The organism is Streptomyces sp. NPDC017890, assembly GCF_044328675.1.
Lineage (GTDB): Bacteria > Actinomycetota > Actinomycetes > Streptomycetales > Streptomycetaceae > Streptomyces.
Genome location: NZ_JBIRHU010000035.1, coordinates 1 through 21,269 on the forward strand (window position 1 = coordinate 1; position 21,269 = coordinate 21,269).

The 21,269-nt window shown below is 71.9% G+C and carries 19 protein-coding genes; 7 read left to right on the forward strand and 12 right to left on the reverse strand.

Translation table 11 applies throughout. From position 1 onward, the window contains the following. The 4 genes from ACH4F2_RS32595 to ACH4F2_RS32610 form a co-directional block, all read right to left on the reverse strand. The coding region (locus ACH4F2_RS32595; RefSeq protein ID WP_398136352.1) for an ATP-binding cassette domain-containing protein at positions 1-245 on the reverse strand (245 nt) is incomplete at its 3' end. Positions 246-326: 81 nt separating this feature from the next. Then, the gene (locus tag ACH4F2_RS32600; RefSeq protein ID WP_398136353.1) at positions 327-1,169 is read right to left on the reverse strand and encodes a DUF4097 family beta strand repeat-containing protein; all 843 of its coding nucleotides are present in this window, start codon (positions 1,167-1,169) and stop codon (positions 327-329) included. Between the two features lie 195 nt (positions 1,170-1,364). After that, positions 1,365-1,883: a hypothetical protein gene (locus ACH4F2_RS32605; protein ID WP_398136354.1), complete on the reverse strand. Its 519-nt coding sequence runs from the start codon at positions 1,881-1,883 to the stop codon at positions 1,365-1,367. A gap of 245 nt (positions 1,884-2,128) precedes the next feature. Next, positions 2,129-3,154 carry a helix-turn-helix transcriptional regulator gene (locus tag ACH4F2_RS32610; RefSeq protein ID WP_398136355.1) on the reverse strand — a complete coding sequence of 342 codons (1,026 nt, stop codon included), beginning with the start codon at positions 3,152-3,154 and terminating at the stop codon, positions 2,129-2,131. Between the two features lie 131 nt (positions 3,155-3,285). Between ACH4F2_RS32610 and ACH4F2_RS32615 the strand changes: the two genes are divergently transcribed. Beyond that, positions 3,286-3,708: a VOC family protein gene (locus ACH4F2_RS32615; protein ID WP_398136356.1), complete on the forward strand. Its 423-nt coding sequence runs from the start codon at positions 3,286-3,288 to the stop codon at positions 3,706-3,708. A gap of 115 nt (positions 3,709-3,823) precedes the next feature. Here the strand turns inward: ACH4F2_RS32615 and ACH4F2_RS32620 are convergent, their stop codons facing one another. The 3 genes from ACH4F2_RS32620 to ACH4F2_RS32630 form a co-directional block, all read right to left on the reverse strand. Continuing rightward, positions 3,824-5,287, reverse strand: a complete 1,464-nt coding sequence (locus tag ACH4F2_RS32620; protein WP_398136357.1) for an ATP-binding protein — start codon at positions 5,285-5,287, stop codon at positions 3,824-3,826. Then, complete coding sequence (locus ACH4F2_RS32625) at positions 5,288-6,040, reverse strand: response regulator transcription factor (protein WP_398136358.1); 753 nt, start codon at positions 6,038-6,040, stop codon at positions 5,288-5,290. A gap of 204 nt (positions 6,041-6,244) precedes the next feature. Further along, positions 6,245-7,345, reverse strand: coding sequence for an LLM class flavin-dependent oxidoreductase (locus tag ACH4F2_RS32630; protein WP_398136359.1), 1,101 nt, complete (start codon positions 7,343-7,345; stop codon positions 6,245-6,247). Positions 7,346-7,486: 141 nt separating this feature from the next. Here ACH4F2_RS32630 and ACH4F2_RS32635 point away from each other — a divergent pair, with 141 nt between their 5' ends. Both ACH4F2_RS32635 and ACH4F2_RS32640 read left to right on the forward strand, forming a co-directional pair. Continuing rightward, positions 7,487-7,825, forward strand: coding sequence for a YnfA family protein (locus ACH4F2_RS32635; protein ID WP_398136360.1), 339 nt, complete (start codon positions 7,487-7,489; stop codon positions 7,823-7,825). A gap of 53 nt (positions 7,826-7,878) precedes the next feature. Continuing rightward, on the forward strand, positions 7,879-8,658 hold the full coding sequence (locus ACH4F2_RS32640) for an SDR family NAD(P)-dependent oxidoreductase (RefSeq protein ID WP_398136361.1): 780 nt from the start codon (positions 7,879-7,881) through the stop codon (positions 8,656-8,658). A gap of 22 nt (positions 8,659-8,680) precedes the next feature. Here ACH4F2_RS32640 and ACH4F2_RS32645 read toward each other — a convergent pair whose 3' ends face one another. Beyond that, the gene (locus tag ACH4F2_RS32645) at positions 8,681-9,874 is read right to left on the reverse strand and encodes an RtcB family protein (RefSeq protein ID WP_398136362.1); all 1,194 of its coding nucleotides are present in this window, start codon (positions 9,872-9,874) and stop codon (positions 8,681-8,683) included. A 203-nt stretch (positions 9,875-10,077) separates the two neighbouring features. Here ACH4F2_RS32645 and ACH4F2_RS32650 point away from each other — a divergent pair, with 203 nt between their 5' ends. The 3 genes from ACH4F2_RS32650 to ACH4F2_RS32660 all read left to right on the forward strand — a co-directional run bounded on the left by ACH4F2_RS32650 (position 10,078) and on the right by ACH4F2_RS32660 (position 13,487). After that, positions 10,078-11,007: a DUF3558 domain-containing protein gene (locus ACH4F2_RS32650; RefSeq protein WP_398136363.1), complete on the forward strand. Its 930-nt coding sequence runs from the start codon at positions 10,078-10,080 to the stop codon at positions 11,005-11,007. A 117-nt stretch (positions 11,008-11,124) separates the two neighbouring features. Continuing rightward, a complete protein-coding gene (locus tag ACH4F2_RS32655) occupies positions 11,125-12,000 on the forward strand; it encodes a DUF3558 family protein (protein WP_398136364.1) in 876 nt (291 codons plus the stop codon). An 89-nt stretch (positions 12,001-12,089) separates the two neighbouring features. Next, entirely contained in the window at positions 12,090-13,487 is a 1,398-nt protein-coding gene (locus tag ACH4F2_RS32660) for a DUF2637 domain-containing protein (protein WP_398136365.1), read from the forward strand. Positions 13,488-13,546: 59 nt separating this feature from the next. On the opposite strand, the gene lysS is transcribed toward ACH4F2_RS32660, so the two are convergent. Beyond that, on the reverse strand, positions 13,547-15,289 hold the full coding sequence (gene lysS / locus ACH4F2_RS32665) for a lysine--tRNA ligase (protein ID WP_398136366.1): 1,743 nt from the start codon (positions 15,287-15,289) through the stop codon (positions 13,547-13,549). Between the two features lie 267 nt (positions 15,290-15,556). On the opposite strand from lysS, the gene argS reads away from it, so the two are divergent. Next, positions 15,557-17,311 (forward strand): arginine--tRNA ligase, encoded by a 1,755-nt coding sequence (gene argS, locus ACH4F2_RS32670; protein ID WP_398136367.1) that lies wholly within the window; start codon positions 15,557-15,559, stop codon positions 17,309-17,311. 99 nt (positions 17,312-17,410) lie between these two features. Here the strand turns inward: argS and ACH4F2_RS32675 are convergent, their stop codons facing one another. From ACH4F2_RS32675 to ACH4F2_RS32685, 3 genes are all read right to left on the reverse strand, one after another. Then, positions 17,411-18,661, reverse strand: coding sequence for a PLP-dependent aminotransferase family protein (locus tag ACH4F2_RS32675; RefSeq protein ID WP_398136368.1), 1,251 nt, complete (start codon positions 18,659-18,661; stop codon positions 17,411-17,413). A gap of 76 nt (positions 18,662-18,737) precedes the next feature. Continuing rightward, positions 18,738-19,640 (reverse strand): SAM-dependent methyltransferase, encoded by a 903-nt coding sequence (locus ACH4F2_RS32680; RefSeq protein ID WP_398136369.1) that lies wholly within the window; start codon positions 19,638-19,640, stop codon positions 18,738-18,740. A 103-nt stretch (positions 19,641-19,743) separates the two neighbouring features. After that, positions 19,744-21,165: a helix-turn-helix domain-containing protein gene (locus ACH4F2_RS32685; RefSeq protein WP_398136370.1), complete on the reverse strand. Its 1,422-nt coding sequence runs from the start codon at positions 21,163-21,165 to the stop codon at positions 19,744-19,746. Positions 21,166-21,269: the final 104 nt, after the last annotated feature.

Below are 21,269 nucleotides of genomic sequence, written 5' to 3' on the forward strand. Positions count from 1 at the left end.
TGGCCGGCGACCCGCGCCTGCCCGCCGTCGGCGGTGATGAGCGTGGAGAGGATCTTCACGGCGGTGGTCTTGCCGGCCCCGTTCGGCCCGAGCAGGGCGAACACGGAGCCGGCCGGGATGTGCAGGTCGATGCCGTCGAGGACGGTCTTGTCGCCGTACGACTTGCGCAGACCGACGGCGGAGACGGCGGCCGGGGATGCGTGACCGCTGCCCTGCCTGGGCGTGGGCATGACAGATGAAGGCATGGAGCCCTCCCGTTCGAAGGGTGAGGTGATCGGGGTGAGTGAGCGGGGTCGCGGAGGCGGAGGCGGGGGTGCGGGGCGGGCTCAGGCCTTGGCGCGGCGGACGTCGATGTTGCCGTACCGGGTGCGAGCGCGGACCTGGACGGTGTCCTCGGTCTTGTGCGGGGTCTCGGACGCGGTGAGCGAGTTGCGCACCTGGCCGGAGCCCGAGTGGACGTCGAGCCAGGCGGCCGTGCCCTCCCGGACGCCGACCTCGATGGCGCCGTAGCCGGTCTCCAGCTGGACGGTGCCCCGGACCGCGTCGGCCACCCGCAGGGTGCCGTGGGCGGTGGTGGCGGTGACCGAGTCCTCGGCGCGGGCGATGTCGATGTCACCGTTGGCACCGCTCACCCGCAGCTCGCCGGTCGCGGCGCCGACGGTCGTGGTGCCGTGCGAGTTCTTCAGGACGGCCGGGCCGTCGAGGAGGCCGACGCGCAGGCTGCCCGAGCTGGTGGTGATCTCGGCCGCGCCCTCGACCCGGTCCACGCTGATCGTGCCGTGCGACGCGGTCAGCTTCAGCGGGCCGGTCGCATCGAGGCGGACGTCACCGGACGAGGTCTTCACGCGGACTTCGCCGAGCCGGCCCTCGCCGAGCACCTGGGTCCAGGCGCCGGTCAGGTCGACGTGCGAGCCCGTGGGCAGTTCGACCGTCACGTCGACGGTGCCGGTGCGCCCGAACAGACCGGCCTTGGGCGTCCTGACGGTCAGTACGCCGCTCGCGTAGGTGACCTCGGTCTGGTCGGCCGCCCGCACGTCCACGTCCTTCTCGGGGTCGCGGGGCCGCACCTCGACGACGGTGTCGATGCGGTCGCCCGCGGCGAACTGGATGGAACCGGCCTCCACGCGCGCCGTGGCCGAGATCGCTTCGGGAGTGTCGAAAGAAGGCATGGCTGTCCCGTCCTCTTGGGTCTTCAGGACGTCCCGGCTGATGGGACGTGATGTGGGTGAGGTGGTGCGGGTGAGCTGCTGCTTGGTGATGCGGGTGAGGCGGTTGCTTGGTGATGCGGGTGAGGCGGTGCGGTGAGCTGGTGCTCGGTGAGGCGGCGGCGCGGCCCGGGAGAGGCCGGGCCGGGCCGGGCGTCGCTAGCGCACCCAGCCCGTGAAGCTCTGCCCGAGGGTCCGGGTCTTCTCCGTCGTACGCGGCCGGGGGCCGCCGTCGACCGCGGCCGACACGGCACGCACCAGCCACGCGTTGACCGACAGTCCCTCGCGGCTCGCGGCCTCCTCCGCGCGCGCCTTGAGGTGGGCCGGCAGGCGCAGGTTGACGCGGGCGGTGCCACCCTCGTCACCGTCGGCCGGGGCCGGAGCCCTGGGCGGTTCGACGGGTGCGGTCGGCTCGGCGGGGGCGCGGTCGTCGGTGGGCGGCGGCGTCACCACGAAGTCCGGGTCGAGCCCCCGCAGCCGTACGTCGACCGAGCCGGGGGCGAGTTCGCGGGTGATCTCGTCCATCGCGGCGGAGAGCACGTTGAGCATCGTCAGCCGGGTCGCCGACTCCAGCGGAGCGGTGAGCCTCTCGGCGAGCTCACGGGCGTCTTCCCCGCCGGCTTCGGCGGCCACCGCGAGTTCACGGCGGAGAGTGTCGACATACGGGGTGAGGTCCATGACGCCATCATGGCACCATCATGGCGCCACACGCAAGCGTCAGTGGTGCCGGACTCGACAGAACCTCATGAAGACCGCCCCGACCTGCGGAAACGTAACAGCTGCGGTTCGGGTGGCGACGCCGTCGGCGTGTTGACACCTTCCCAGCGGCCTCGAAGTGGCACCACCTGGCACCGCCTGGCGCCACCTGGCACCGGATGACACCGGGTGGCGCCGGATGGCGCCAAGCGAGCCAGCAGACGGCGTCACCGCTCGCTCGGACCTTCGTCTTCTTCGGCCGGGTGCGCGGTGTTCGACGCGTTCGCGCGCGCCGCGTCGGCACAGCGCGCGGCCAGTTCGGCGAACGCGCTGGTCAGTTGCGGTGGACCGACGACGTCGAGATCGGTGTCGAAGCGGCAGAGCGCGGCGGCGAGGCCGGTCCACGACCAGGAGCCGAGGGTGAGGCGACAGCGGTCGGGGCCGAGTTCTTCGACGATCGCGTCCTGCGTGAAGGGGGCCACGGTCCGCGCGGGGAGGTTGAGGACAGCCGTGCCACGGCAGGGCCAGTCGGTGGTGGAGCCGTCGGTGCCGCGGAAGCGGCCGGTGACGAACGCGGCCACGTCGCCGCCGGGGACCTCGCGCGGACGGAAGCGCGGGCCGGTGGGAGTGCGCGGGCGTACGCGGTCGACGCGGAAGGTGCGCCAGTCGTCACGGTCGAGATCCCAGGCGACCAGGTACCAGTGGCCGCGCCGGGTGACGAGGTGGTGGGGCTGTGCGCGGCGGGGCCGCCCGGCGCAGTCGGCGGCGTCGTGCCCGTAGTCGAAACGCAGCTCCTCGCGGGCGTGGACGACGCGGCTCAGTTCCGTCAGGACCTCCGTGCCGACCGGCGCCGCGTCACCGGTCCCGGGTGACGGGACGGCGGTGATCCGCACCATGTCGATGCGCTGACGCAGGCGGGGCGGCATGACCTGGCGAACGGTGGACAGCGCGCGTGCGGCGTCTTCGCCGATCGTGCCGCTGGTGACCGCGGACTGCAGGGCGACGGCCAGGGCGACGGCCTGGCCGTTGTCGAACAGCAGCGGGGGCAGTTGCGAGCCGGCGTCCAGGCGGTAGCCGCCGGAGGGTCCCTTGAACGCGAGGACCGGGTAGCCCAGCTCCCGCAGGCGGTCGATGTCGCGGCGCACGGTGCGCGGGGTGATGCCGAGCCGCTCGGCGAGGTCGTCACCGGACCAGTCGCGATGCGCCTGAAGCAGCGAGAGCAGTGCGAGCAACCGCGAGGACGTTTTCCGCATGCCCACCATTGTCCCGAAGTACAGGACACGACCTGTCCGCTACCCGTGGAACGGTGAACCCCGGGATCCACCGGAGAACAAGAACCGGCTCCACCGGCGAGCAGGAAACACCGAACAGCAGGGAGAAGGCCATGTCCGTCACGACCACCACCCATCTGAACTTCCGGGGCGACGCACGGGCGGCGCTGGAGCACTACCGGTCCGTCTTCGGCGGACGCGTCACCGCCGTCACGTACAAGGACACCGGCAACACGCGGAACGAGAACGAGGCGGACTGGGTGGTGTGGGGCGAGGTGGTGGGCGACAACGGCTTCCACGTCATGGCCTACGACGTGCCCTCCCAGCTGCCCTGGGACCAGGGCAGCCGCCCCTTCTTCGTCTCCGTGCGCGGTGACGACACGGACGAGATCAGCGCCCTCTGGCAGAAGCTGGCGGAGGGGTCGACGGTGGTGCAGCCGCTGGAACCCTCGCAGTGGGCCCCGCTGTACGGCATGCTCACCGACCGCTTCGGCGTGACCTGGGTCCTGGACGTGGCGGCCCCGTACAACGGCTGATCCGCACAGGGGCACAGCGGGTGGCGCGTGCGGACGGCGGACGGCCGGGCCGCCGGCCGCATCCGGCGCCCGCGGCAGGACCCACCGCCCGCGGCGGCATCCGGCACCCGCCCGCTCAGCCGTGGAGGACGGGCGGCCCCCCGGTGAGCGGCCCGTCCTCGGCGGCCCCGCCGACCGTGAACCCGCCGACCGTGAACCCGACCACCGACCCTCCCCCGTCCCGCCGGTACGCGAACGGCGCTCCCCCGTGCGCCAGCGCCACCTCCCGCACGATGGACAGGCCGAGGCCGGAACCGGGCAGTGAACGGGCGTCGGCGGTGCGGAAGAAGCGGTCGAAGACCCGGGTCAGGTCGGCGGCGCCGATGCCCGGACCGCGGTCGCGGACCTCGACGCGGATCGGGCCCTCGAGGGCGGGCCCGGCGACGGCGACCTCGATGGGCCCGGTGCCGCCCGGGTCGAACTTCGCGGCGTTCTCGACCAGGTTGGACAGCGCACGGGTCAGCATGGCGGGCCGGCCCTCCGTCACCGTCTCGCCGCGGACGCTCACGCCGATCTCCCGCCCGGTGCGGCGCCGGGCCAGGCTCGCCACGTCGCGCGCGACCCGCGCCAGGTCGACCCGCTGCGGGGGCTCCCCGGCGGACTGTCCGGCCGCCAGCTCGACCAGTTCGTTGACCAGGTCGGTCAGCTCGCGGGCCTCCTGGCCCAGGTCGGCGACCAGTTCCTCGCGGGCGCCGGACGGCAGCTCGTCGATCCGGCGCAGCAGCGAGATGTTGGTCCGCAGCGAGGTGAGCGGCGTCCGCAGCTCGTGCCCCGCGTCCTGGACCAGGCGCCGCTGGTCCTCCTCCGACTGGGCGAGGCGGACCAGCATCAGGTCGATGGCGCGGCCGAGGCGGCCCACCTCGTCGGGCCCGGTGACCGGCACCTGGACGCCCAGCCGACGGGTGCGGGCCACGTCCTCGGCGGCGGAGGTCAGGAGCACCAGCCGCCGGGTCATGCGCCGCGCCAGCCACCAGCCGAAGAGCCCGGCGGCCGTCACCACCGCGGCCATCAGCAGCAGCGTCCGCCGCTGCAGCGCCCGCAGCAGGTCCTCGGTGTCGCTGAACTCCTGCGCCACCTGCACCGCGCCCCGGCCACCGCCCAGCGACACGGTCGCGACCCGGAAGACGTCGCGCCCGACCCCGACGTCCTCGTGCTGGACCGTCCGCCCGGCCACGGCGGCGTGCGCGGTCCGCCGGTCGGCGTCGGTGACCGGCAGCGGCGGACCGGCCGGGTCGGACACCTCGCCGTCCGGCCCCAGCACCTGCACGTCCGTACGGGCCGGCCGCACGATGTCGTGGCCGGGCGCGGAGGAGGAGAAGTCGCCGGGCGACAACCGTTGCCGGCGCACCTCGGCCCGCAGGTCCTGCACGACCTGCTCGAAGACGGATTCCTGGTCCACCCGGACCAGCCGGGCCGCGCCGTTGTACGACAGCACGCCGACGACGACCGTGACCACGGCGGTGACCGTGGCGAACGACACCGCGAACGTCGTCCGCAGCGACAGCAGCCGGGGCCGGCGCCCGAGCGGGGAGGGGCCCACTCAGTCCTCCCGCAGCACGTAACCCACGCCGCGCACGGTCTGGATCAGCTGCGGCGCACCCGGCTGGTCGAGCTTGCGGCGCAGGTAGCCGACGTAGACGGCGAGGTTCTTGGAGCCGGGGCCGAAGTCGTAGCCCCAGATACGGTCGTAGATGGTGGAGTGGTCGAGCACGATGCCGACGTTGCGGACCAGCAGCTCCAGCAGCTCGAACTCGGTGCGGGTCAGCTCCAGTTCGCGCCCGCCCCGCCAGGCCCGGCGGGCCCGCGGGTCCATGCGCAGCCCGGCCGCCTCCAGGCAGCGGGCGGCGTCCGGCTCCTCCGGCACGTCGGCCGCGGCGGATGCGGAGGCGGATGCGGATGCGTTGTCCGGGGTGCCCGCCTCCTCACGGCCGGTGCGGCGCAGCAGGGCGCGCAGGCGGGCGAAGACCTCCTCGACGTCGAAGGGCTTCACGACGTAGTCGTCGGCGCCCGCGTCCAGGCCCGCGATGCGGTCGGCGGTCTCCACCAGCGCCGTCAGCATCAGGATCGGGGTGGGGTCGCCCTCGGCGCGCAGTTCCCGGCAGACCTGGAGGCCGTCGACGCCCGGCATCATCACGTCCAGCACGACGACGTCCGGCCGGCCGTCGCGGGCCCGCGCCAGCGCCTCGGTGCCGTCGGCGACCGCGGTCACCCGGTACCCCTCCAGGGTGAGGGCGCGCTCCAGGGCGTGCCGGATCGCGCGGTCGTCTTCGGCGAGCAGAACAGTCCGGGGCACGCGCCCAGTCTGCCAAGGCCAAGGGCCCTGGAACCGGACGGCCGGGCTTCTTACCGAGATCTCACCCGGCGGACCGCAGCGCGGCGGGCCGCTCCTCGAACGGCACCATCTCGTCGGCGTCCGCGGCCGGCCGCACGGCCGGTTCCCGGGCCGCCGACAGCCCGCCCATCAGCGCGTCCGGCGGTCCCGCGGGGACGACGAGCTTCAGGCCCGTACTCCTCCCCCGGCCGTGTCCTCACGGCCGGCCAGCAGGGACGCGTGGGTCGGCGCGTCCGGCACGCTCGCCGGGCGGTTCTTGGCGAACTCCTCGCGCAGCACCGGCACGACCTCCTCGCCGAGCAGGTCGAGCTGCTCGAGGACGGTCTTCAGGGGCAGCCCGGCGTGGTCCATCAGGAACAGCTGGCGCTGGTAGTCACCGGCGTACTCGCGGAAGGCCAGCGTCTTCTCGATCACCTGCTGCGGCGAGCCCACCGTCAGCGGCGTCTGCTCGGTGAAGTCCTCCAGCGACGGCCCGTGCCCGTAGACCGGGGCGACGTCGAAGTACGGCCGGAACTCGCGCACCGCGTCCTGGCTGTTCCTCCGCATGAACACCTGGCCGCCCAGGCCGACGATGGCCTGCTCGGGGGTGCCGTGCCCGTAGTGGGCGTAGCGGTTGCGGTACAGCTCGACCATCCGCTTGGTGTGGTCGGCGGGCCAGAAGATGTTGTTGTGGAAGAAGCCGTCGCCGTAGTACGCGGCCTGCTCGGCGATCTCCGGGGAACGGATCGAGCCGTGCCAGACGAACGGCGCGACGCCGTCCAGCGGGCGGGGCGTGGACGTGAAGCCCTGGAGCGGCGTGCGGAACCTGCCCTCCCAGTTCACGACGTCCTCGCGCCACAGGCGGTGCAGCAGGGCGTAGTTCTCGACGGCGAGGTTGATGCCCTCGCGGATGTCCTTGCCGAACCACGGGTAGACCGGCCCGGTGTTGCCGCGCCCCATCATCAGGTCCACCCGGCCGTCGGCCAGGTGCTGGAGCATCGCGAAGTCCTCCGCGATCTTCACCGGGTCGTTGGTGGTGATGAGGGTGGTGGAGGTGGAGAGGATCAGCCGCTCGGTACGCGCCGCGATGTAGCCGAGCATCGTGGTCGGCGACGAGGGCACGAACGGCGGGTTGTGGTGCTCGCCGGTCGCGAAGACGTCCAGCCCGACCTCCTCGGCCTTCAGCGCGATGGCGACCATGGCCTTGATGCGCTCACGCTCGGTCGGCGTACGACCCGTGGTCGGGTCCGGCGTGACGTCGCCGACGGTGAAGATGCCGAACTGCATGGTCGCTCAACCTCCGAATTGTTTACGGTTCAACTACACCGGCAACGGATGACCCCCGGACGTTATTCCGGCCACCGGCAGGTGGCCCGTCGGCCGACCCGGGACGCGAGCGCCCCGCCCCCGCCGTGCGAAGCTGCCCGCATGCTCGTGCTCCGCTCCGCCGCCCTCTTCGTCGTAGCCGCTCTCTTCGAGATCGGCGGGGCCTGGCTGGTCTGGCAGGGCGTACGGGAGAACCGCGGCTGGCTGTGGGCCACCGGCGGCGTCCTCGCCCTCGGCGCGTACGGCTTCGTCGCCACCTTCCAGCCCGACGCCCACTTCGGCCGCATCCTCGCCGCGTACGGCGGGATCTTCGTGGCCGGATCGATCCTGTGGGGCATGGCCGCCGACGGCTACCGCCCCGACCGCTGGGACATCACCGGGGCCCTGGTCTGCCTCGCGGGGATGGCCGTGATCATGTGGGCGCCGAGGAACGGCGGCTGACTACCCTGGGCGGCGACCGCCGTACCGCCCCGTGCACACCTCAGGAGCAGCCCATGGCCACCGCAGCCGCCCCGTCCGCCGCCTCCCGCATCGCCGTCGTCACCGGTGCGAGCAGCGGCATCGGCGCCGCCACGGCCCGGCAGCTCGCCGCCGCCGGCTACCGCGTCGTCCTCACCGCCCGCCGCAAGGACCGCATCGAAGCACTGGCGGAGGAGATCCAGGCGGCCGGCCACAAGGCGACGGCGTACCCCCTGGACGTCACCGACCGTGCGGCGGTCGACGAGTTCGCGACCGCGTTCAAGACGGTCGGCGTCCTCGTCAACAACGCGGGCGGCGCGCTCGGCGCCGATCCCGTGGCCACCGGCGACCCGGACGACTGGCGCCGCATGTACGAGACGAACGTCATCGGCACCCTCAATCTCACCCAGGCCCTGCTCCCCCGGCTGGAGGCGAGCGGCGACGGCACGATCGTCGTCGTCTCCTCGACCGCCGGCCTCTCCACCTACGAGGGCGGCGCGGGCTACGTCGCCGCCAAGCACGGCGAACACGTCCTCGCCGAGACCCTGCGCCTGGAGATCGTCGGCCGCCCGGTCCGCGTCATCGAGATCGCGCCCGGCATGGTGAAGACCGACGAGTTCGCCCTGACCCGCTTCGGCGGCGACACGGACAAGGCGGCCAAGGTCTACCAGGGCGTCGCCGACCCCCTGACCGCCGACGACGTCGCCGACACCATCACGTGGGCGGTCACCCGCCCCGCCCACGTCAACATCGACCTCCTGGTCGTCCGCCCCCGCGCCCAGGCGTCGAACACGAAGGTGCACCGGGAGAGCTGAGGCCCGGGGCGCACCCCGGGCGTCAGCCCTTCACGCAGACGACCTGCTTCAGCTTCGCCACGACCTCCACGAGGTCGCGCTGCTGGTCGATGACCTGCTCGATCGGCTTGTAGGCGCCCGGGATCTCGTCCACGACACCGGAGTCCTTGCGGCACTCCACGCCCCGCGTCTGCTCCTCCAGGTCCTTGGTGGAGAAGCGGCGCTTGGCGGCGTTCCGGCTCATCCGCCGGCCGGCGCCGTGGGAGGCGGAGTTGAAGGACTTGGCGTTCCCGAGGCCCTTGACGATGTACGAACCCGTGCCCATGGAGCCGGGGATGATTCCGTACTCGCCGGAGCCGGCCCGGATCGCGCCCTTGCGGGTGACGAGCAGGTCCATCCCGTCGTAGCGCTCCTCGGCCACGTAGTTGTGGTGCGCGCTGATCTCCTGCTCGAAGACGGGCTTCGCCTTCTTGAACTCCTTGCGGACCACGTCCTTCAGGAGCGCCATCATCAGGGTGCGGTTGTACTTCGCGTACTCCTGCGCCCAGAACAGGTCGTTGCGGTACGCCGCCATCTGCGGGGTGTCCGCGACGAACACCGCGAGGTCGCGGTCGATCAGCCCCTGGTTGTGCGGAAGCTTCTGGGCGACGCCGATGTGGTGCTCGGCGAGCTCCTTGCCGATGTTGCGGGAGCCGGAGTGGAGCATCAGCCAGACAGAACCGGTCGTGTCCGTGCAGATTTCGACGAAATGATTTCCCCCGCCAAGCGTTCCCATCTGCTTCCCGGCCCGCTCGTGCCGGAACCTCACCGCCTCCGCGACCCCGTCGAACCGCCCCCAGAAGTCGTCCCACCCGGCCGTCGCCAGCCCGTGGAAGCGCCCCGGCTCGACGGGACTGTCGTGCATCCCCCGCCCCACCGGGATCGCCTGCTCGATCTTCGACCGCAGCCGCGACAGGTCGCCCGGCAGGTCGTTCGCCGTCAGGGACGTCCGCACCGCCGACATCCCGCAGCCGATGTCCACGCCCACCGCCGCCGGGCACACCGCGCCCTGCATCGCGATCACCGACCCGACCGTCGCGCCCTTGCCGTAGTGCACGTCCGGCATGACCGCGAGGCCCTTGATCCACGGCAGGGTCGCGACGTTGCGCAGCTGCTGGAGCGCCACGTCCTCCACGGTCGCCGGGTCGGTCCACATCCGGATCGGCACCTTCGCGCCCGGCATTTCCACGTACGACATATCGTCCTCATTCCCCCGGAAACAAACAGAAGTCTCAATGCGCAAAACCGGCGCCAAGGTCGGCCAAAGGGACAGTCGACCGGCGTTCACGGCAGCGCGTGCGATACACATTGTCTGCAGGGCGAGCCCCGCAGCGGCAAGCGAATAACCAGCGGGGACACTGGAGCACCGACCACAGCCACACCGGCGAGAGGAGCCGCACCGTGCAGCGGAAGGCCTACGTACCCGGCGTCGCCGCCCTCCTGGCGGCGTTGCTGGCCGGCTGCACCGGCGGCTCGGGCGACGGCGCCACGTCGGACGACTCCAACCCGGGGCAGCCCGGTGTCGCGACCGAGGCGGCCGAGCCCGGCAAGTACCGCACCCTTCCGGAGCCGTGCGGCGCGATCGGCGACAAGTCGCTCGGCGCGCTGTTGCCCGGCCTCGAGGAGATCGCGGACGAGGAGCAGCGGGAGAGGGCGTACGCGGGCGAGGCGACGCTCGCCTACGACACGGACCGCAAGGTCGGCTGCCGCTGGAAGGTGGAGTCGGCGGATGCCACCAACCATCTCTTCGTCGACTTCGAGCGGGTGGTCTCGTACGACAACTCGGTGAGCGACGACAGCGAGGCCGAGCAGCTCTTCGCGGAGCAGGTGGAGGCGGCCGACCTGCCCGAGCCGGTCGCCTCGGAGTCGGAGTCGGAGTCGGAGTCGGCACCGGAATCCGCATCGGGTTCGCAGTCCGCGTCGGCATCGGCCTCGGGGCCCGCGTCCGGCGCCACGTCGGGTCCCGTGTCGCCGTCCGGCACCGCGTCGCCCCGCCCGCCCTCCGCCACGGCTTCCGGCTCCACGGCTTCCGGCTCCGCGTCGTCCGGCGCCCCCTCGTCGAGCCCGTCCGCCGACGCCACGCCCACCGATCTCCAGCCCCGGCTCCTCGACGACCTGGGTGACGAGGCGTTCGTGGACGACGAGCTGAGCAGCTCCGGTTCGACGGCGAAGCGGCGCACGGTGACTGTGGCGTTCCGCACGTCGAACGTCATGGTGACCATCGAGTACGCGGAGCAGCCGGCGACGCTCGGAGTCGAGCCGGACAGCGAGGAAATGCAGGACATGGCGCGGAAACTGGCCTCCCAGCTGGCGGATTCACTGAGCGGTTGAGCCCCGCGCGGGCGCCCCGGCGTCCGCGCGCGGAGCACCGGAAGCGGACCGCGCGGTTTCGCCAACGCGTACCGTGGCCCCCCGGACCCGTTCCGGACCGCAGGAACCACGAGTGTCATGAGTGAAGGAACCATGCAGCGACGAGCCCAGCGTGATCAGCGAGCGAAGCGACTTACCCGCGTCCTTGTCGGCGCGGCCGCCGTACCCGTGATGCTGGTGGCAGCCGGCTGCTCCTCGGACTCCGGCTCCGACGACGGCAAGGACAAGGCCGCGGACAAGAAGTCCGCGTCGAAGTCGGCGAGCCCGTCCCCGACGGTGCGGGCGGCGGCGTACGGGAAGCTTCCTGAGCCGTGTTCGGTGCTGTCGGAGAAGACGCTGGACGACCTGGTACCGAAGGCCGGCGCCGGCAAGGAGAGCACGTCCAACGACACCGCGACGCGCGCCGGTTGCTCCTGGGACAGCCTGGACGACAACGGTGTGAAGGGCTCTCAGTTCCGCTGGCTGAGCGTGTCGATGCTGCGCTTCGAGTCGGACGTGGCGCGCGGCGAGGGCGACAAGCTGGCACGCGACCACTACGCGAAGCAGCTGAAGGACGCCCAGTCCGCGCAGGGCGCGACGGGCCTGAAGACGACACCGGTGAGCGGCACGGGCGACGAGGCCGCGATCGTGGGCTACGACCTGAAGAAGAAGGAAGGCACCTTCAAGCAGCAGACGGTCGTGGCACGCGTCGAGAACGTCGTCGTCACCGTCGACTTCAACGGGGCGGGCCTGGCCGGTGACAAGACGCCGGACGCCGGTGACCTGGCCGAGGACGCGCAGAAGGCTGCCAAGGAGGCGGTGGCCTCGGTGACGAAGGCCAACGGCGGCGGTGCCGTGGGCGGTACGTCGAGCGGCTCGTCGGCGCCCTCCGGGACGGATTCCGGCTCGGACGCGAAGGCACCGTCCAAGTCGTCGTCGAAGTCGTCCGCCAAGTCGTCGTCGAAGTCGAGCTGACGGGTCGTACCGACCCACCGGCCACCCGCCCCCCGCACACATGTGCCACTCTGTTGCGCGCAACAACAGGCAATGGGAGGGGAGTACGGGTGGCCGCGCCACTAGAGCTGACCCGGACGCATCGCGTTCTCATCGGCATGGTCGTCTTCGGTGCCGTCATCATCGCCGGGATCGGCTTCGCGGGTTCCTACGCGGCGGTGCGGGAGCTGGCCCTGCAGAAGGGCTTCGGGAACTTCAGCTACGTCTTCCCGATCGGCATCGACGCGGGCATCTGCGTGCTGCTGGCCCTGGATCTGCTGCTGACCTGGATCCGCATCCCCTTCCCGCTGCTGCGGCAGACGGCGTGGCTGCTGACGGCGGCGACGATCGCGTTCAACGGCGCGGCGGCCTGGCCCGACCCGCTGGGTGTGGGCATGCACGGGGTGATCCCGGTCCTGTTCGTGGTGTCCGTGGAGGCCGCCCGGCACGCGATCGGCCGGATCGCGGACATCACCGCCGACAAGCACATGGAGGGCGTCCGCCTCACCCGCTGGCTGCTCTCGCCGGGGCCCACCTTCCTGCTGTGGCGCCGCATGAAGCTGTGGGAGCTGCGCTCCTACGAGCAGGTCATCAAGCTGGAGCAGGAGCGTCTGGTGTACCAGGCCCGGCTGCGCTCCCGCTTCGGCCGCGGCTGGCGCCGCAAGGCCCCCGTCGAGTCCCTGATGCCGCTGCGCCTGGCCCGCTACGGCGTGCCCCTGGCGCAGACGGCCCCGGCGGGCCTGGCGGCGGCGGGCATCGAGCCGGCCCTGCTCCCGCCGGCGCCGCAGCCTGACGCGGTCGCGGGCGGCGGGGCGGCGCTCTCCCTGCGGAAGGCGGAATCCGCCGGTGGGCAGCGCCCCGAGCTGACCGGCGGCCGGGAGCCGGAACCGGCGCGGGAGGAGCCCGTGGCGGACCGGGCACAGGACCCGGACCAGGACCAGGACCGGAATCAGGACCAGGACCGGAGCCAGGCCCAGTCCCAGGCCCGGAACCAGGACCAGGACCGGCCCGAAGGCGCCGCGGCGGACCAGAACCCGTGGCTGCACGCCCGGGACCCGCAGTCCGTCGAGTACCACGGCGACTACGACCCCGCGTACGACCCGGATCAGTACGCCCAGTGGGAAGCGGAACAGCGGCAGGCCGAGCAGTACCGGCAGCAGTTCGAGGAGGAGCCCCCGGTCCAGGAACCCTCCCCGGAGGAGACCGGCAGCTTCCCGATCCCGGTCGGCCCGACCCGCACCCGCGAGCTGGGCGAGGGCGGCGGCATGCCCGAGCCGGCGCCGACGCCGGACGACTACTACACGGTCTTCCGGAAGTCGATCGACGGCAGCTACCCCACGGCCGCCCAGTTCATGGACGACGTGGAGGCGACCTTCGGGGTGCCGCTGGCTCCGCGTGAGGCCGACCGCATGGTCAAGGTGTTCAGTGAGCGCCACACCCGGGAGCTTCAGGAGGAGCACATCGCGTAGCAGGCACGTGAAAGGGGGCCCTCCGTCGGCGGAGGGCCCCCCTTTCACGTGGTGCTCGCCTACTCCCCGAGCAGGGTCCGCACCCGGTCCTGTCCCACCGCCAGCAGCAGCGTGGGCAGGCGCGGGCCGGTGTCGCGGCCGACGAGCAGGTGGTAGAGCAGCGCGAAGAACGACCGCTGGGCGGTCTTGATCTCCGGCGGCAGTTCCTTGGCCGTGGCGTCGGCGGAGAAGCCGGCCTGGACCTTGGGCACTCCGTAGACGTGGTGGGTGAGCCCGTCGAGCGACCAGTGGCCGGCGAGCCCGTCGAGCAGCAGCCGCAGTGACTGCCGGCCCTGCTCGTCGAGGGACTTCAGCAGCTCGGCGTCGGGCTCCTCGCGCACGACGGTGCGCTGGTCGGCGGGTACGTGGGTGTTGATCCACGCCTCGGCCTTGTCGTAGCGCGGCCGGGCCTCCTCCAGCGTCCGCAACGGGTTCGCCGGGTCGAGCTCGCTGAGGATGCGCAGCGCCTGGTCCTCGTGCCCGGCGGTGATGTCGGCCACGGACGCGAGCGTCCGGTACGGCAGCGGCCTGGGCGTCCGCGGCAGCTCACCGGCGGCCGTGCGCACGGCGCGCGCGTGGGCGGCGGCGTCGGCGGGCAGGGCGGAGCCGTCGGCGACCTTGGCGTCGAGGCGGTCCCACTCGTCGTAGAGCCGCTGGATCTCCTGGTCGAAGGCGATCTTGAAGGACTGGTTGGGCCGGCGGCGGGCGTACAGCCAGCGCAGCAGCTGCGGCTCCATGATCTGCAGCGCGTCGGCCGGGGTGGGCACGCCGCCCTTGGACGAGGACATCTTCGCCATGCCGCTGATGCCGACGAAGGCGTACATCGGCCCGATCGGCTGCTTGCCGTCGAAGATGCCGACGATCTGCCCGCCGACCTGGAACGACGACCCGGGAGAGGAGTGGTCGACACCGCTGGGCTCGAAGATCACGCCCTCGTAGGCCCAGCGCATCGGCCAGTCGACCTTCCAGACCAGCTTGCCGCGGTTGAACTCGCTGAGGCGGACCGTCTCACCGAAGCCGCACTCGGTGCAGGCGTAGGTCAGCTCGGTCGAGTCGTCGTCGTACGCGGTGACCGTCGTCAGGTCCTTCTCGCAGTTGCCGCAGTACGGCTTGTACGGGAAGTATCCGGCGGCCGAGCCGGAGCCGTCGTCCTCGGCGGCGGCGCCGGAGCCCTCGGCGGCCTCCAGCTCGGCCTCGTCGACGGGCTTCTGCTGCTGCTTCTTCGCCGGAGCCTTCTTGGTCCGGTACTGGGCGAGGATCGCGTCGATGTCCTGCCGGTGCTTCATGGCGTGCAGGATCTGCTCGCGGTAGACACCGGAGGTGTACTGCGCGGTCTGGCTGATCCCGTCGAACTCCACGCCCATCTCGGCGAGCGAGGCGACCATCGCGGCCTTGAAGTGCTCGGCCCAGTTCGGGTACGCGGAGCCCTCGGGGGCCGGGACGGAGGTGAGGGGCTTGCCGATGTGCTCGGCCCACGAGTCGTCGACGCCCGCGATACCGGCCGGCACCTTGCGGTAGCGGTCGTAGTCGTCCCAGGAGATCAGGTGCCGGACCTCGTGGCCGCGGCGGCGGACCTCGTCGGCGACCAGGTGCGGGGTCATGACCTCGCGCAGGTTGCCCAGGTGAATGGGACCGGACGGGGAGAGTCCGGACGCGACGACGACCGGTTTGCCCGGGGCACGACGCTCCGACTCGGCGATGACCTCGTCCGCGAAACGGGAGACCCAGTCGGTGGTCTCTGTGCTCTGAGCCACGATCGGCACGTCCTCTTCCCTGGAACTTCTCTGGAACTACTCCTGAGGCAGCCCGTACGGTCGCACGGCTGACCGCTCCATTCTCCCAGCCCGGCCCGCATCCGCGAAAACCGCTTTTCACCAGCGCCCCGCAGGGGCGGCGGGACCGCGTCGCCGTGCGGCTCCGCCGCGCGGGCGCGACCGGCCCCCACCGGCCCGCGGCCGAAAACCGCTTGTCCACCCATGGGATACTGACCAGGTCTATCTGAACCCACGAGGAGAACGGCACCCACTCCTATGGCCTCGGTCACGTCGCTCACCGATCTCGTCAACCAGCAGCTGACGTCCGCCCTCTCCGCCACCCGGCCGGAGGCGCCCGCGGACCCGCTGCTGCGACGAAGCGACCGGGCGGACTACCAGGCCAACGGCATCCTCGCCCTGGCCAAGAAGGCGAAGGCGAACCCTCGTGAGCTGGCCGCCGAGGTCGTCGCGCACATCACCACCGGCGACCTGATCAAGGACGTCGAGGTCTCCGGGCCCGGCTTCCTCAACATCACCATCGGCGACCGGGCGATCACCGGGAACCTCGCCGCGCGGCTCGCGGACGGCGAGCGCCTCGGCGTGCCGCTGAAGGAGAACGCGGGCACCACGGTCGTCGACTACGCCCAGCCGAACGTGGCGAAGGAGATGCACGTCGGCCACCTGCGGTCTGCGGTCATCGGCGACGCCCTGCGCGGCATGCTCGACTTCACCGGCGAGAAGACGATCGGCCGGCACCACATCGGCGACTGGGGCACCCAGTTCGGCATGCTCATCCAGTACCTGTTCGAGCACCCCGGCGAGCTGGCCCCGGCCGAGGACGTCGACGGCGAGCAGGCCATGTCGAACCTGAACCGGGTGTACAAGGCGTCGCGTGCGCTCTTCGACTCGGACGAGGAGTTCAAGGAGCGGGCCCGGCGGCGGGTCGTCGCCCTCCAGTCCGGTGACAAGGAGACGCTCGAACTGTGGCAGCAGTTCGTGGACGAGTCGAAGGTCTACTTCTACTCCGTCTTCGAGAAGCTCGACATGGAGATCCGCGACGAGGAGATCGTCGGCGAGTCCGCGTACAACGACGGCATGCCCGAGACCGCCCGCCTCCTGGAGGAGATGGGTGTCGCGGTGCGCTCCGAGGGCGCGCTCGTGGTGTTCTTCGACGAGATCCGCGGCAAGGACGACCAGCCGGTCCCGCTGATCGTGCAGAAGGCCGACGGCGGCTTCGGCTACGCGGCGTCCGACCTGACCGCGATCCGCAACCGCGTGCAGGACCTGCACGCCACCACGCTGCTGTACGTCGTCGACGTACGCCAGTCGCTGCACTTCAAGATGGTCTTCGAGACGGCCCGCCGGGCGGGCTGGCTGAACGACGGCGTCACCGCGCACAACATGGGCTACGGCACGGTGCTCGGCGCGGACGGCAAGCCCTTCAAGACGCGTGCGGGCGAGACCGTACGCCTCGAGGACCTGCTGGACGAGGCGGTGCAGCGGGCTGCCGGGGTCGTACGGGAGAAGGCGCGGGACCTCTCCGAGGACGAGATCCAGGAGCGGGCCGCGCAGGTCGGCATCGGAGCCGTGAAGTACGCGGACCTGTCGACGTCGCCGAGCCGCGACTACAAGTTCGACCTGGACCAGATGGTCTCGCTCAACGGCGACACCAGCGTGTACCTCCAGTACGCCTACGCCCGTATCCAGTCCATCCTCCGCAAGGCCGGCGAGGTCCGCCCGGCCGCTCACCCGGAGCTGGAGCTGCACGAGGCGGAGCGGGCGCTGGGCCTGCACCTGGACGCGTTCGGGGACACGGTCTTCGAGGCGGCCGCGGAGTACGCCCCGCACAAGCTGACCGCGTACCTGTACCAGCTGGCGTCCCTGTACACGTCGTTCTACGACAAGTGCCCGGTGCTGAAGGCCGAGACGCCCGAGCAGGTGGAGAACCGTCTGTTCCTGTGCGACGTCACGGCCCGCACCCTGCACCGGGGCATGGCCCTGCTGGGCATCAGGACGCCCGAGCGGCTCTGACGCCTACCGGGGTGAGGGCGGCCGCCCTCACCCCGGTAGGCCCCACCGTATGCGCGGGTGCGGCGCCCACGCCTCGGCCTTTGGTCCTGGGCCGGGGACCTACGCCTCCCGCGACGCCTCCCGCAGCCCCTCCCCCAGCCTCCGCAGCCCCTCCGCGATCTCGCCCGGCGTCTGGGTGACGAAGCACAGCCGCAGGGTGGCGCGGTCGGGCTCACCGGCGTGGAAGGGGGCGCCGGGGACGTACGCCACGTCGTGCCGGACCACCCCGGGGAGCAGGGCGGTGGTGTCGTAGCGCTCCGGCAGGCGCGCCCACAGGAACATGCCGCCCTCGGGGCGCGTCCACACCGACCCCGCCGGCAGCGCGTCCGCCAAGCCCGCGAGCATGGCGTCCCGGCGTGCTCCGTAGGCCGCGGCGACGCGCGCGACGTGGGCGTCCAGGTCGCGGTCGGCCAGGTAGCGGGCGGCGGCGAGCTGGTTGACGGTCGGGGTGTGCAGGTCGGCGGCCTGCTTGGCGACCGCGCAGGCCCGGCGCAGTTCGTCGGGGGCCCGCAGCCAGCCCAGGCGCAGACCGGGTGCCATGACCTTGGAGAAGGAGCCCAGCAGCACGGTCCGGTCCCGGGCCCCCTCGCAGGAGGCGATCCACGGCACCCGCTCGCCCTCGAAGCGCAGCTCTCCGTACGGGTCGTCCTCGACGATCCACAGCCCGCACCGGCCGGCGACCTCGGCCACAGCGGCACGGCGGGCGGCGGGCATGGTGCGGCCGGTGGGGTTCTGGAAGGTGGGGACGGTGTAGAGCAGCTTGGGGCGCTCACGCGCCACCAGTTCCTCCAGCGCCTCGGGGTCGATCCCGTCCTCGTCACCGGGCACGGCGACGACGCGGGCGCCCGCGAAGCCGAAGGCCTGGAGCGCCGCCAGGTAGCAGGGGCTCTCGACGAGGACGGTGTCGCCGGGTTCGAGGAGGGCGGTGGCGAGAAGCGAGAGTGCCTGCTGCGAGCCGGTGGTGACGAGGACGTCGTCGGGTCCGGTCTCCAGGCCGCGCGCCGAGGTGCGGGCGGCGAGCGCGGCCCGCAGGGTGGGCTCGCCCTCGGTGGTGGAGTACTGCAGTGCCCGCGCGGGCGCCTCGGTGAGGACGGCCCGGTACGCGGCGGCTATGCCCTCCGCGTCGAACAGCTCCGGCGCCGGCAGCCCGCCCGCGAAGTTGATCACCTCGGGGCGGGCGGTGACGGCCAGGATGTCCCGTACGGGCGACCCGCCGATCGACCGGGCCCGCGCGGCGAGCGGCGGCAGCGCGGCCGGCGGCGGGACGGCGGCGGGGACGGCAGGTGCGGACACGTTCTCTGTCACGGTCATGCCCGCACCCTAGGGAAGTACGTGCCGCCTACACGAGACTTTCCGCGATCCGGACACCCGTGCGCGTGCCGAGCCGTCAGTCCTTGACGCCCAGCGCCCCGTACACGTTGATGTCGGCGTCCGTGACGTCGTTGATGTCCCTGTACCGGACCTTCTCGATGTCGTCGAGGCCCGCCAGGTAGGACTCCTCGGGCTGCTCGGGGACCGGCGCCGCGTGGTCCGGACGCCAGTGGTGCACCGGGACGACACCCGGCTCGGCGATCTCCAGCCCGGCCTCCTTGAAGAAGCGTGCCACGTCGTCGCGGGAGCGCAGCACGAAGGTGAAGCCCCGCTCGGTGTACGTCCGCTGGACCGCGCGGATGTTCTCCGGGTTGAGGTCCTCGGTGAGGTGGCTGAGGACGAGCCGGCTGCCGGCGGGCAGCTCGTCCATCAGCCCGCGGACGATCGGGTACGCCTCCTCGTCCTCGACGAAGTGCAGGACGGCGACGAGGCAGAGCGCGACCGGCCGGCCGAAGTCGAGTGTCCTGGCCGCCTGTTCGAGGATCTGGGCCGGGCTCTTCAGGTCGGCGTCGATGTAGTCCGTACGCCCCTCGGGACCGCTGGTGAGCAGGGCGCGGGCGTGGGCGAGGACGACCGGGTCGTTGTCGACGTAGACCACCCGCGACTCGGGGGCCACACCCTGGGCGATCTGGTGCACGTTCTCGGCGGTCGGCAGGCCGGTGCCGATGTCGAGGAACTGGCGGATGCCGTGCTCCTCGGCCAGCGTGGTGACCGCGCGCCGCATGAAGTCCCGGTTGTGCCGTACGTCGAGGTAGCCGCGCGGGTTGGCGGCGAGCCCGGCGGCGGCCGCGTCGCGGTCCGCGGGGTAGTGGTCCTTGCCGCCGAGGAAGACGTCGTAGACGCGGGCCGGGTGCGCCTTGCTGCTGTCGATTCTTCTTCTCAGCTCCGCGGGGTCCTGGCTGAGGGCGTCACCGGGCATGGGCGTCTCCTGACGAGGGAACCGTTGTCTGGTCAACAACCTATCCCCCGGCCCGGTTTGACGGTGCCCGGCCGCTCACCCGGCTCACCTCCCCCGCCTCGGCTCAGTCGCCCGGGAAGTACTCCCAGACGCCTTCGCCGCCCAGCATCTGCCCGTAGTAGGAGCTGCTCTTGGAAGCACTGGTGCGGAACGGCTTGCCGTGGTCGTCGACCCGCATGATGCCCTTCCGGCCGCCGCTGGACCACTCCAGTTCCAGGTACCAGGTGACGTCGTGGTCGCTGGTGTGCGCGTTGACGTAGAAGAGCTCGGGGTCGGACTCGGTGACCGTGTACGGGAAGGGCTTCTGTCCGGCGATCGGCATCGCCAGGGGGTTGCCCAGGTCGAGGGAGACGTCGAAGGACTTGGTGCTCGCGTCGCCGCCGCAGCCGACGCCCATGGCGTACTCGTTCCAGTCCAGCGGCTCTTTGCTGTCCACCACACGGACGTGCAGGTTCTCCAGGACCACGGTCTCCGGGCCGGTGCCCTGCACGGTGAACACGGTCATCTGCCGGTCGGCGGCGACCGCGCCGAAGGCGGTGACCCAGCCGACCACGTCCGGCTGGGCAGGCGGGTTCAGCACGTTCTGCGGACTGCGGTCCACCAGGAAGGACTGCTCGCAGGGGACGTCCCAGAAGTACGGGGTGGTCGTCACGGTGAGCGCGGGGCCGCTGTTACCCGGGGCTCGGCCGCTCGGCGTGGCGGTGCTCCGGCGCGTCGCGGACGGGGAGGGGACGGAGGACGCGGACACGGACGCGGACGGGGAGGCGGACGACGCGGACGCAGACGCACTCGCGCTGGGAGACGCCGACCGGGTGCCGCTCCCGGTCACCGACGCGGAGGTTCCGGCGGCGGCTCCGGCCGGACCGTGCTTCTCCCCTCCGTCGCCCATGCCCGGCAGGAGGCTGACGGCGACAGCCACAGCGGCGACGCCGGTCGCGGCGTACAGGGCGGCGCGCGGTACCCGGCGACGTCGTTCGACGGGGGCGGAGGACGCGGACGGCGCGGACGGCGCGCCAGGTACGGACGGCGCGGACAGTGCGTCAGGCGCAGGGGATGCGTCCGGTACGGACGGCCCGTCAGGTGCCGGCGGTGCCTCTTTCTCCGCGGCGGAGGCCTCGGGCACCTCGGCGACCTCGGGCACGACGGCTTCGGCTGACTCCCCCTTTTCCGTCCCGCCCTTTTCCGTCCCGCCCTTTTCCGTCTCCGCCGTCTCCTGAGTCTCCCGCGTCTCCTCCGGCCTCTTCACCCCGCGCAGAGCGTCGGCACGGATCCAGTGGCGGTGGAGTTCGAGCAGCTCCTCGGCGGTCGCCCGGCACGCCCGGGCGAGGCGTTCGACGGGCGCGAACTCGACGGGTACGACCTCCCCACTGACGTACCGGTGGAGTGTGGACGCACTCATGTGCAATCGCTTGCCCAGCGTCCCGTAGCTGAGTCCGGACCGCTCCTTCAGCTCCCGCAGCAGTCCCGCGAAGTCGTCCCCCGCCACCGTTTCTCCCTCTTCCCGTATCCCCGTACGGCATCCCAGCGGGACACCGTTCCCGCAGGTCAGAGCCGTTATCAGTGTCCCATTATCCCGCATGTCCCGGCACT